The sequence below is a fragment of the Gemmatimonas sp. genome (assembly GCF_027531815.1).
Classification (GTDB): domain Bacteria; phylum Gemmatimonadota; class Gemmatimonadetes; order Gemmatimonadales; family Gemmatimonadaceae; genus Gemmatimonas.
The window spans coordinates 107,298-118,435 of sequence record NZ_JAPZSK010000001.1 but is presented as its reverse complement, the minus strand read 5'-3'; the positions used below and the strand labels follow the sequence as shown (position 1 = coordinate 118,435).

Genomic DNA, 11,138 nt, shown 5'->3' with positions numbered 1-11,138 from the left:
GTCAGTTCTCCTCCTCGTGCTTGCCCGACCCGCTGCTCGAGCCTACGGCGGCACCACCAGCCTTGATCTCGGCCGCGCGGTGCACGGCGGCACGAATGCGCAGGTATGTCGCGCAGCGGCAGAGATTCGTGTTCAGCGCCGTGTCGATGTCGGCATCGGTGGGCTTGGCGGTCTTCGCCAGCAGCGACGCGGCGGCCATCATCTGGCCCGCCTGGCAGTAACCGCACTGCGGCACGTCGAGCTCCTCCCACGCCTGCTGCACCGCATGGGCGCCCTTGGCGTCGAGTCCCTCGATAGTGGTGATCTCGGCGCCCGCGGCCCGCGAGACGGGCATCGTGCAGGTGCGCTGCGCCACGCCGTTGATGTGCACCGTGCACGCGCCACAGCGATTGGCGCCGCACCCGAATTTGGTGCCCTTCAGATCGAGTTCGTCGCGCAGCACCCAGAGCAGGGGCATATCCGCGGGGGCGTCCACCGTGCGGGTGGCGCCGTTGACCTTGAGCGTGATCGCCATGGGACCGGAGGTCGGAGGAAGGAGGACTAACCTGGGAAATGTCGCCCCACGGGACGGGGGAGTCCAGAGATCCCGCAACCGCGAGACGTCCGATTTCGGCCCTTTCACGTAGCGCCGAGGTCCCGTAACTATCGGACATCGGACAGCAACTGGCTGTCCGAGAATGTGACGGCGGATCACTATCCGAGGTCAGGGATCCGCCGTTGCTCGGAGTTCCGATAGCGGATCAGGATCCCTCCCGACATGCCGAGGTCATCATGCGCCGCCTGTCAGCACTTGTCGTGCTCCTTGCCGCCTGCACGCAGGCCCCGCCGGCCACGCCCACCGGAGAGAATCCGGCGAGTCCGCCGTCGGCGCAGCAGCTTGCCGACCGGTCCCCTACGCCAGCCAGTACGCGGGGGGTAGTGACCGCCGAAACGGTGGCGGGTGGCCTTGTGAACCCATGGGCCATCGAATTCCTCCCCGACGGTCGCGCGCTGGTTACCGAGCGCCCGGGGCGGCTGCGCGTGCTTTCCACCACCGGGCAGCTGTCGGCGCCGGTAACCGGGGTTCCCGCCGTCTTCGCCCAAGGGCAGGGGGGGCTGCTCGACGTGGCCATCGACCCGCAGTTCACGCAGAACCAGCGCATCTACCTCTCCTATGCCGAACCGGGAAGCGGTGGCGCCGGAACCGCCGTGGCACGCGCCCGCTTCACCGGCACGGCCCTGGTGGATGTGCAGGTCATCTACCGGCAGGAGCCCAAGCTGAACGGTGGCGGCCACTACGGCGCCCGGCTGGTATTCGATCGCGAGGGGCGGCTCTACATTACGCTCGGCGATCGCATGAACTGGCGCGATCGCGCGCAGGATCTCGCCATGGGGCAGGGCAAGGTCGTGCGCGTCAACGCCGACGGTAGTGTGCCAGCCGACAACCCGTTCGTGGGGCAGGCCAACGCGCAGTCCACGGTCTGGTCCTACGGCCATCGCAATGTGCAGTCGGCCGCGCTGCATCCCGAAACGGGAGCCTTGTGGACCGTGGAGCATGGCGCGCGCGGCGGCGACGAACTGAATCGCGCCGAGCGCGGCAGGAACTACGGCTGGCCGGTCATCACCTATGGCGTGGACTACTCGGGTGCCCGGATTGGTGAAGGCACGGCCAAGGCCGGGATGGAGCAGCCGGTCTACTACTGGGATCCCGTCATCGCTCCCTCCGGCATGGCCTTCTACACCGCCACCACCATTCCCGGATGGCGCGGCAGTGTGCTCGTCGGCTCGCTGTCACCGGGGGCGCTGGTGCGCCTCGAACTCACCAATGGTCGCGTCACGCGCGAGATGCGCTACCTTGGTGAATTGGGCGAACGCATTCGTGATGTGACCGTGGGCCCCGACGGCTTCGTGTACCTCGTCACCGACAGCGGCAACGGCCGCGTCCTGCGCGTGAGGCCGGTGGTGGGGTAACGCGGCTACCCCCGCGCCCACCACCCCGCGGCTACCAGCAGCACCACCACCATTGCCACGAGCCACACGGGCAGCGGCGTGCGAGTCGGCGGTGTGTTCTCCACAGTGGCTGCTGGCGGCGGCGGCACCGGCGGTGCTGACAGTCCATCGAGTACCTTCACCACCGCGGTTGCCGAGTGCGGCCGTTGCCGCGGATCCTTCTCCAGGCAACGCATGAGCATGTCGGCGAGCGGTGCCGGCACATCGGTGCGCAGCTGCGTCAGCGGCGTCGGCGCGGTGGTGACCTGCGCCGCCATCGTCGCGCGCAGCGAGGGCCGCACGAAGGGCGGAGCCCCCGTGAGAATTTCGTAGGCCACGCAGGCCAGGGCGTAGAGATCGGCCTTGTGATCCACCACGTGCGCATTGTTGACCTGCTCGGGCGCCATGTAGGCCGGTGTGCCAAGGATCATCCCCACCGTGGTCAGGCGACGTCCGCTCGAGACGGCCTCGGCGCTGGCATCTTCCAGGGCCTTTGCCACGCCGAAGTCGGAGATCATCGCCACCCCGTCGCTCAGCAGAATGTTCTCCGGCTTGATGTCACGGTGTACCACCCCCTTCGCGTACGCGTAGGCCAGCGCGGAGGCCAGCTCGCGCAACAGGCGCAAGGCTTCATGCAGCGGCAGCGTGCCGCGCAGCTGCAGGTGCTCCCGCAACGTTTGCCCTTCCACGAACGGCATGGCATACCAGCGCAGCGCACTGCCCGCATCATGCGGCTCGTCGGCCGCGGGTTCCCCCGCGTTCAACAGCGGCACGAGGTGGGGATGCTGCAGCCGTGCCGCAATGAGGATCTCACGATGGAATCGCGTGCCGTCGACCCCAGCGGTCAACTCGGCCGGCAGCACCTTCAGCACGACCGTGCGCTCGAGGGCGATCTCCGTGGCCAGGAAGACGCGCGCCGACCCTCCACCGCCCAGCTCACGCATGATGACATACGCGTCGCCGAGCGAACGCTGCAGTCGCTCACGGAAGGAACGGTCGGAGGCCGCGGAGTGGGTACTCACTCCGGTAATCTACTTAGAGCCGTCGTCGCTGCAGCATTCCGCGTGAGGGGCGCCGCCACTTTCCGCAAACCCCCACGCGGCGATGTGATACTGATCGTGCCGCACGTGTTCCGTTCAATATGACGAGCCATGCAACAAGGCGACGCGCCGCCACCGGCAACCGGTGGCGGCGCGTCGTGTACCACGGAATGGGGAGCGATTTACTTGGCGAGCTGCCGCACGACGTCCTGCAACAGGCGGACTTTCGCGGCGTCACGCGACTGCGCCGCGTCCCCGGCGAGCTGCGATCCGAGCAGCGCGAGCGCCTGGCGCCGCGCTGCCGGCGTGGCCTTTTCGGCGGCGTCGAGCGCACGGGAGACCGCTGCGAGGCGGGCCGCTGGCAACCCGTTGGAACGCTGCAGCTGGTCGACATAGGCGCGGGCGACGGGAAAGGCCGCCGGCCACGTGATACGCGTCTGCAACTGTGGGTTGAGCTCGTCGGTGCGCACCAGCTTGGCCGCTTCGATCTCGTTCTTCGTGAGGAACTCACTGGGCTGCAATTCGAAGAGGTCGAGGCCACGACCGATTTCCGACCCCACGATGTAGCCGTTGTACCAGTACGTGCTCCAGAAGCCGGCCAGCGTCAGCTGATCGGCAATGGGCCCGCGATCGAAGAAGGCAATCTCCACCGGCTTGGCGGGATTGCTGAAGTCGAACACCGACAGGCCGCCCTGATACCACGCCTGCGCCATGATGTCGCGACCGGGCACGGGAATGAGCGAGCCGTTGTGGGCCACGCAATTCTCGTTGGCGCCCTGTGCGGCGGGGATCTTGAAGTATCCGGCGTGCTGCAGCGTGCGGTCGCCGCCAAGGGAGAAGAGCGCATTGGCGCCCCACGTTGGACGATCGGTCGCGCGGCAGCGCGGGGCGGTGCCGCCGCCCCACTCGTCGGTGAAGAGCACCGTCGTACCGGCGTTGTTGAACGTGGCCGAGTGCCAGTACGCGAAGTTCGGATCGATTACCTCGTCGATGCGCTTCGGCTTGGCCGGATCGCTGATGTCGAGCAGGATGCCGTTCCCCGAGCACGCGCCCGCGGCCAGACCGAGTTCAGGATAGGCGGTGATGTCGTGGCACTGGTCGGTGGTGCCGGTGTTCTGCGTCCCCTCGCCGTGGCTGCCGCCCTTCCACAGGCCGGCGATGTTGCCCTTGTCGTCGGCGAAGATGCGCGGGGCGTTCACCACGCGCGCGTCCTGCGGTGCCGCGAGTGGCACCTTGATCACTTCGATACGGAACAGCGCCGACGCCGTGTCCTGCGCGGAGCGCACGCACCCCGCCAATTCGTTGGGCGAACGCACCGGGCTCGTGCCCTGCACATACACGTACACGTTGGCCTTGTCGTTCCTGTCGGTGACCAGCGTGTGCGTGTGCGAGCCACGGCACGTCTGCACCGCCGCCACCTGCTTTGGGTTGTCGAGGTCGCTGATGTCGAAGATGCGCACACCGCGGAAGCGCTCGCTGCTTACCGTATCCCGGATGCCCTGCGTGCCGCAGTCCACGCGTCCCACGAAGTCCTCGACCGACATGAACAGCAGCGTCCCATGCACGGAGAGGTCCCCCTGGCCGCCCTGGCAGACGAACGCCTTGCGAAGTCGCGGGGCCTTGGGGTTGCTGATGTCCCAGGCCTGCCAGCCGTGCCAACCGCCCTGGAAGACGAGGTTTTTCTGGAAGGCGAGATCGGAGTTCGCGTAGTCGAAGCTGCCAATGTTCTTCGGGTCGAACCACCCGTCCGGCTTGGGGGTGTGCGACACGTGGGTGAGGTGGCGAATGGCTTCGCCGGCGTCGCGAAAGCCGGTCTTGAGCCCCACGCGGGGATCCTGGGCACCGACGGCAGTCGCCGTGCAGAGCAGGGCAGCGGCACCGAGCGCCCCAGCCAAGGCGCGCACGGACGGAAACGAAGGGAACGTCATTGTGGCGGGAAGGAGGAAGGAGGGATTACAGCGTGGTGAGCAGCGCGCGCATGCGGCGGATCTCGGCGCGCTGGTCGGTGTCCACATCGGAGGCGAACTGGAAGAGCATCGGGTCGCGCGCCGCGTTGGCCGCGGCGAGCAGCTGCGCCACCATGACCAGGGCGCCCTCGTGATGCTGGATCATGTACTGCAGGAACAGCCGGTCGAACGATGCGCCGCGCGCGCGCGACAGCGTGTCCATCTGGGCCGGCGACAGCATGCCGGGCATGGCATGCGCATGCTGGAGATGCTCCCCATGACCGTCCGGCGCCGACAGCCCGCGCTCTTCCAGCCACCGGCGCATGATGCCGATCTCGTCCTGCTGTGACACGGCGATGCGTTCGGCGAGCATGGCCACCTGGGGATGCGACGAGCGTTCCGTGACCAGGGTGCACATCACCAGCGCCTGGGCATGGTGGCCGATCATCCCCTGCATGAACGCCACATCGGCCGCCGTGTGGCGCGCGGGCGGCGGCGCGGCGGTCACGCTCTGCTGGGCGGCAACCGGTGCCGGCAACGCGACCAGCGTGACAGCGAGCAGGGGACGAACACGACGAAACGCAGTGCGAGACACGGTACGAAAGATGGTACGAAACACGGCAGCTCCTCCAAGTGTCCCGAAAGATATTCGCGACCCTCGTGGCGCGGCGATCAGTCGGGGCGCTTGGTGGTGATCTTGATGACGCCGTTGCTGCCGCGCACGCCGAATTCGGCGGTGGAAACCGCGTCCTTCAGCACTTCGATTTTTCGGATGTCCCGCGGATTCAGGCCAATCAACCCGCCCGATCCCGGCGTGAGCTGCTGCCCGTCCACGAGAATGAGCGGTTCGGTGTTGGCGTTGATCGAGGAAGCGCTCCGAATGCGCACCTGCACCTGACCATTCACGTTGTACACCTGCACTCCGGGAAAGCGCCCCACGAACAGCTCTTCCACGCGGTTGACCGGCTGTTGTCCGAACTGCGACTCGTCGAGCGTGTTGGCCGACTCCATGGTGGCGGCGGTGCGCACGGAATCCTTGCGGCCCCCCGCGGGGGCCGCGGCCGCCACCGGGCGGGAGCGCGCACAGGCCGACAAGACGGCAACGGCCAGCAGGGCGACGGGCAGAATGGTGAAGCGACGGCGGCTCGAGCTGGTATGGCGCATGGTTCCCCCGGTGTGATCGTGGGCTTCACCGCAAGAGTACTGCCGACCAACACCTGCCGTGGGTGCCGGGTGTCCGCCGCCGGCCGGGATTCATGAACACCTAATGCACGCTCCGACCGCTGGAATGGAAAGTGCTTAGCTTGCAAATGATCGTCAAAACATATAAAATGCAGACATGAGCGTTTCCACTCACGACATCTTCGGCCGTGCGCCCGTGGCACAGGCCGCATTGCCGGGCTCCTATGGGGCGCCCCCGCCGGGCTACCGCCTCCCGGCCAGTACCCGACTGGGCGCGGTGCGGCTGCAGGTGAGTCACCTCGACCGGTCGCTTGCCTGGTATCAGGAGGTGCTCGGCATGGAACTGCTCGACGCGCAGGGGGACGCGCGCAGCCTCGGCGTCCGCGGGGCTATCGAGCCGCTGGTCGAGCTCGAGTATCGCCCTGGCACGCGTCCGGTCCGTTCCGGTTCGCGCCTCGGGCTGTATCACGTGGCCATCCTGCTCCCCGATCGCCCGGCGCTGGGGCGCTTCGTGCAGCATCTCGTGCAGCGCGGCGTCCGTGCCGGCGCCAGCGACCACCTGGTGAGCGAAGCGCTGTATCTGCACGATCCCGACGGGTTGGGGATCGAGGTGTACCGCGACCGCCCCCGCTCCGAGTGGCAGCGCGTTGGCGCCGAACTCATGATGGCCACCGACCCGTTCGACGCAGCTGGTGTGGCAGAGGCAGCGGCCGACGCTCCGTGGCAGGGCATGCCCAGCGGCACGGTCGTGGGCCACGTGCACCTGAACGTCGGCAACCTTGCCCGTGCCTCCGCCTTCTACAGCGAGGCCGTGGGCTTCGACCGCATGGTATGGCGCTACCCGGGGGCCCTCTTCCTGGGCGCCGGTGGCTATCACCATCACCTCGGGGTCAACAGCTGGGCGCAGGGTGCTCCCGCCCCACACGCCGACGACGCGCGCCTGCTGGAATGGCGTCTCGTGGTCGACGAGCCCGCACGGGCGCTCGAGTCCGCAGGGGCTGCCGGGTTCGAGGTGAGCGGGGCACTCGCCGTCGATCCCTGGGGCACGGCGGTCCGGATCACCGCCACCGGGAACGGCTGACTTGATACCGGGAGGGGGTATCTGCTAACATACCCCCGCACCCTATCAGGAGCAGCCCATGCAGAAGGCCATATTCGAGATCGCGGGCATGTCCTGCGGCCATTGCGTCAAGGCGGTCGACCGGGCCCTGCAGCAGACGGCCGGCGTCACGGTGGAGCAGGTGGCCGTGGGGTCCGCCACGGTCGTATTCGACGAACAGCAGACGAGCGCGCCGGCCATCGCGCAGGCAATCGACGACGCGGGGTACCAGGTGCTCGCCACGCGCTGACGGCACGCCAGCCGCGTCGCCGGCCTGCCCCGGAGTTCACGTCATGAGTGCGCCGTCAGTCGACCACCCGCTCGCCACGCTGCGCATCCCAGTCACGGGGATGACCTGCGCCGCCTGTTCCTCCCGCGTGCAGCGCATGCTGCAGCGCGCACCGGGGGTGAGTGAGGCCGCGGTGAATCTCATGATGAAAAGCGCGACCGTCACCTTCGATCCGCAGGCCACGTCGCCACAGGCGCTGCTCACGGTCATCCACGAGACGGGCTACGGCGCGACGCTGGCGGACACCGGGGAGACGGCATTTCAGGAGCAGGAGGCGCGCGATCGCGCGCAAGTGGCCGAGTACCACGACCTACGCACGAAAGCCTGGGTAAGCGGCATCGTTGGCGTGGTGGCCATGGTCGTGAGCATGCCGCTCATGAGCATGCTCCCCGTGGGCGCGGATGGTGCGCATGCGCATGGCGTGGTCGCTGACCCGTTCATGCGCTGGAGCATGACGGCGCTCGACCCGCTGCTGCGCGGCGCACTGCCGCTGCTGTACGAGCTGCCGCCGCGCTTGCTCACCAGTGGCCTGCTGGCGGCGACGCTGCTGGTCATGGTGTGGGCCGGTCGGCACTTCTACACGCGCGCCTGGGCGGCGCTGCGTCACGGCACTGCCGACATGAACACGCTGGTGAGTGCTGGCACCCTCGCGGCCTTCGGCTACTCGCTGCTGGCCACGCTCGTGCCGGCGTTCTTCACCGCCCGCGGGGTGATGCCCGACGTGTACTACGAGGCGGTCATCATCATCATCGCCCTCATTCTCACCGGCAACGCCTTCGAGGCGCGTGCCAAGATGCGCACGTCGGTGGCGCTGCGCGCACTGGTGGCGCTGCAGCCCACCACAGCGCGCGTCGTGCGTTTCGGCGAGGAGGTGGACGCGCCCGTCGATACGGTGGAGCCCGATGAGATCATCGTCGTGCGTCCGGGCGAGCGCGTGCCGACCGATGGGGAGCTCGTCGAGGGCGCGAGTGCCGTGGACGAGAGCATGCTCACCGGCGAATCGCTGCCGGTGGAGAAGCAGGCGGGCGATCGCGTCATTGGTGGCACCATCAATCGCACGGGCGCCTTCCGCTATCGTGCCACGTCTCTGGGTGCCGCCAGCGTGCTCGCGCAGATCGTGCGGCTCATGCGCGATGCCCAGGGAAGTCGCGCGCCCATCCAGCACCTGGCCGACCGCATCAGCGCCGTGTTCGTGCCGGTGGTCATGGCGCTGGCCGTGCTCACCTTTGCGGTCTGGTATGTCGCCGCGAACGAGGCACCGCTGGTGCGCGCCTTTGCCGCCGCCGTGGCCGTGCTCATCATTGCCTGTCCGTGTGCCATGGGGCTGGCGGTACCCACCGCGGTCATGGTGGCCAGTGGCAAGGGCGCCGAGATGGGGATCCTCATCAAGGGCGGCGACATCCTGCAGCGGGCGGGTGACATTGGTACGGTGGTGCTGGACAAGACCGGTACCATCACCGAGGGGCGCCCGGCGGTGACCGATGTGCGGCTCCCCGCCGCGGTCGTGCTCGACGAGGCCACACTGCTGCAACGCGTCGCCAGCCTCGAGCGGCTCAGCGAGCATCCGCTGGCTGAGGCCATCGTACGGGAGGCGGCGGCGCGCGGTCTGGTACTCGTGACGCCCGATGCCTTTCAGTCCGTCACCGGGCGCGGCGCCCACGGCGTGGTGCAGGACACGGCGCTGGTGGTGGGGAATGCGGCGCTCCTCGCCGACTGGGGGGTCAGCACACACCCACTCGACGAGGCGGCTGCCGAGTTGGCGGCGGCCGGCAAGACGCCCATGTTCGTGGCCGCCAACGGTACGCTGGCCGGCATCATCGCCGTGGCCGATCCCATTCGTGACTCCTCGCGCGACGCCATCGCACAACTTCATGCCATGGGGCTGCGCGTGGTCATGCTGACCGGCGACAACGAACGTACCGCGCAAGCGATTGCTCGTGCCGCGGGCGTGGACGCCGTGGTGGCCGGCGTGCTTCCGGAGGGCAAGGTGGCCGAGGTCCAGCGCCTGCAGCAGACCGGTCAGGTGGTGGCCATGGTAGGTGACGGCATCAACGATGCGCCAGCGCTGGCGCAGGCCGATGTGGGCATGGCCATAGGGTCGGGCACCGATGTCGCCGTGGATGCGGGAGACATCGTGCTGATGCGCGGGGATCTGCACGGCGTGGTGCGCGCGATCGCGCTGTCGCGGCGCACCATGCGCACGATGAAGCAGAATCTCTTCTGGGCGTTCATCTACAACGTCATTGGCATTCCCGTCGCGGCGGGAGCGCTGTACCCCGCCTTCGGTTTGCAATTGAGTCCCATCCTGGCCAGCGCGGCCATGGCGTTCAGTTCCGTGAGCGTGGTGGCAAACTCGCTACGGCTGCGTCGCGCACGCTTCGACTGATCCCCCTTCCTCCCGTCGATCATGTCCAACGTCTCGTCGAAGCGCCGGTCTGCGCGCGGCACCACGCCTGTGCCGGACACGGTTTCCGTGGCGGTCTCGCTCGCGGTACCACCGGACGAACCGCTGGCCGGCTGTGGATGTGCCGCGTCGAACGCCGCGTCCGATGGCGCGCCCCGCAAGGCGGTGGCAGTGGATGCCGGGGCCAAGGAACGCAATCGCAAGCGCCTGCGGCGCATCGAGGGGCAGGTGCGCGGGCTGCAGAAGATGGTGGATGACGACCGGTACTGCGCCGACATTCTCACCCAGATCGCCAGTGTGCACGAAGCGCTGCGCGCCGTGGGGCGTGAGCTCATGCGCAATCACCTCAAGCACTGCGCCACTGCCGCCATCCGGCAGGGACCGAAAGAAGCGGAAGGGATGTACGACGAGCTGGTGGAGATGATCTATCGGACAGCGCGATAGCCCGCCGGACTGCCGCGCCGTGAGTCCTGATGCGCGTCAGTTCGTGCCGCGGAACAGATCGATCTGGGGCGGGGTGAGCGGCAACCGCAGCGCGCGCAGCGCCGCATTCGTCCAGTCGGCGCGGGCCTCGGGATCGAGCCGCACCGCCTCGATTCCGAACCGGTGCAGCAGCTCCTCGATGATCTCGTCGATCTGTCGCTGAAAGGCCGGGCTCACCGCCCGCTTACCATCGAACGTGGGTGCGGCGGTCACGGGGACCTTGAAGAGCGTGTGATAGCTCCGCACCCACTGCAGCACCAGCGGCTCCAGCTCCGGCTGCCGACCGGCGCGTGCCACGAGATATGCGTAGTTGTCGAGCACCGATCGGTCACACACCACCACCTCGTACTGCGCGACCGCTTCGATCTCCTCGGCGATCTGCGTGTGGAGAATCCACGCCTGGGCATCGAAGGTGGTGTCCTCGTTGATGGGCAACGGACACCGACGCGCCACTTCCTTCACGATGTCCACACCCAGGTCGAGCCGCTTGAGTTGCGCCGCCAGATCGAAGCAGAGCGTCGTCTTGCCCACGCCGTGGGTACCCACGAACGCGACCTTGAGCCGATGACGCCCGAGGGCGTCGGCAGGGAGCAGGAGGGCGGCACCGGTCATGTCTGCATCGTAACGGCACAGCGCGCCCGCGGGCATCCCTTGCCAATCGTGCGCCCGCTGCGCATTTGAGAGGCGTGGCCAACCCGCATCCCGTCGGTTTGCCGTTTCCCCTGGC

11 protein-coding genes are annotated in these 11,138 nt (G+C 68.0%); 5 read left to right on the top strand and 6 right to left on the bottom strand.

The annotated features are described in order from the left end of the window. Nucleotide 1: 1 nt before the first annotated feature. Nucleotides 2–514: a (2Fe-2S)-binding protein gene (locus O9271_RS00515; protein WP_298265123.1), complete on the bottom strand. Its 513-nt coding sequence runs from the start codon at nt 512–514 to the stop codon at nt 2–4. A 257-nt stretch (nt 515–771) separates the two neighbouring features. On the opposite strand from O9271_RS00515, the gene O9271_RS00510 reads away from it, so the two are divergent. Beyond that, entirely contained in the window at nt 772–1,950 is a 1,179-nt protein-coding gene (locus tag O9271_RS00510; RefSeq protein WP_298265121.1) for a PQQ-dependent sugar dehydrogenase, read from the top strand. A gap of 5 nt (nt 1,951–1,955) precedes the next feature. On the opposite strand, the gene O9271_RS00505 is transcribed toward O9271_RS00510, so the two are convergent. From O9271_RS00505 to O9271_RS00490, 4 genes are all read right to left on the bottom strand, one after another. Beyond that, nucleotides 1,956–2,990: a serine/threonine-protein kinase gene (locus O9271_RS00505; RefSeq protein ID WP_298265119.1), complete on the bottom strand. Its 1,035-nt coding sequence runs from the start codon at nt 2,988–2,990 to the stop codon at nt 1,956–1,958. 200 nt (nt 2,991–3,190) lie between these two features. Then, nucleotides 3,191–4,912 (bottom strand): hypothetical protein, encoded by a 1,722-nt coding sequence (locus tag O9271_RS00500; protein ID WP_298265117.1) that lies wholly within the window; start codon nt 4,910–4,912, stop codon nt 3,191–3,193. Nucleotides 4,913–4,961: 49 nt separating this feature from the next. Continuing rightward, nucleotides 4,962–5,549 carry a DUF305 domain-containing protein gene (locus tag O9271_RS00495; RefSeq protein WP_298265115.1) on the bottom strand — a complete coding sequence of 196 codons (588 nt, stop codon included), beginning with the start codon at nt 5,547–5,549 and terminating at the stop codon, nt 4,962–4,964. Between the two features lie 77 nt (nt 5,550–5,626). After that, a complete protein-coding gene (locus O9271_RS00490) occupies nt 5,627–6,118 on the bottom strand; it encodes a TonB-dependent receptor plug domain-containing protein (RefSeq protein ID WP_298265113.1) in 492 nt (163 codons plus the stop codon). Nucleotides 6,119–6,293: 175 nt separating this feature from the next. On the opposite strand from O9271_RS00490, the gene O9271_RS00485 reads away from it, so the two are divergent. The 4 genes from O9271_RS00485 to O9271_RS00470 are packed head-to-tail and all read left to right on the top strand — an operon-like array spanning nt 6,294 to nt 10,372. Then, complete coding sequence (locus O9271_RS00485) at nt 6,294–7,217, top strand: VOC family protein (RefSeq protein ID WP_298265110.1); 924 nt, start codon at nt 6,294–6,296, stop codon at nt 7,215–7,217. Nucleotides 7,218–7,275: 58 nt separating this feature from the next. Further along, entirely contained in the window at nt 7,276–7,485 is a 210-nt protein-coding gene (locus O9271_RS00480; protein ID WP_298265108.1) for a cation transporter, read from the top strand. A gap of 43 nt (nt 7,486–7,528) precedes the next feature. Continuing rightward, entirely contained in the window at nt 7,529–9,910 is a 2,382-nt protein-coding gene (locus tag O9271_RS00475; RefSeq protein WP_298265106.1) for a heavy metal translocating P-type ATPase, read from the top strand. Nucleotides 9,911–9,931: 21 nt separating this feature from the next. Continuing rightward, on the top strand, nt 9,932–10,372 hold the full coding sequence (locus O9271_RS00470) for a metal-sensitive transcriptional regulator (RefSeq protein WP_298265104.1): 441 nt from the start codon (nt 9,932–9,934) through the stop codon (nt 10,370–10,372). Between the two features lie 36 nt (nt 10,373–10,408). On the opposite strand, the gene O9271_RS00465 is transcribed toward O9271_RS00470, so the two are convergent. Next, a complete protein-coding gene (locus O9271_RS00465) occupies nt 10,409–11,023 on the bottom strand; it encodes an ATP-binding protein (protein WP_298265102.1) in 615 nt (204 codons plus the stop codon). Nucleotides 11,024–11,138: the final 115 nt, after the last annotated feature.

Excerpts from the sequence above, each read along its gene's own strand:
- O9271_RS00510 (WP_298265121.1), top strand. The coding sequence starts at position 772 with ATGCGCCGCCTGTCAGCACTTGTCGTGCTCCTTGCCGCCTGCACGCAG.
- O9271_RS00470 (WP_298265104.1), top strand. The coding sequence starts at position 9,932 with ATGTCCAACGTCTCGTCGAAGCGCCGGTCTGCGCGCGGCACCACGCCT.
- O9271_RS00475 (WP_298265106.1), top strand. The coding sequence starts at position 7,529 with ATGAGTGCGCCGTCAGTCGACCACCCGCTCGCCACGCTGCGCATCCCA.
- O9271_RS00490 (WP_298265113.1), bottom strand. The coding sequence starts at position 6,118 with ATGCGCCATACCAGCTCGAGCCGCCGTCGCTTCACCATTCTGCCCGTC.
- O9271_RS00485 (WP_298265110.1), top strand. The coding sequence starts at position 6,294 with ATGAGCGTTTCCACTCACGACATCTTCGGCCGTGCGCCCGTGGCACAG.
- O9271_RS00465 (WP_298265102.1), bottom strand. The coding sequence starts at position 11,023 with ATGACCGGTGCCGCCCTCCTGCTCCCTGCCGACGCCCTCGGGCGTCAT.
- O9271_RS00515 (WP_298265123.1), bottom strand. The coding sequence starts at position 514 with ATGGCGATCACGCTCAAGGTCAACGGCGCCACCCGCACGGTGGACGCC.
- O9271_RS00480 (WP_298265108.1), top strand. The coding sequence starts at position 7,276 with ATGCAGAAGGCCATATTCGAGATCGCGGGCATGTCCTGCGGCCATTGC.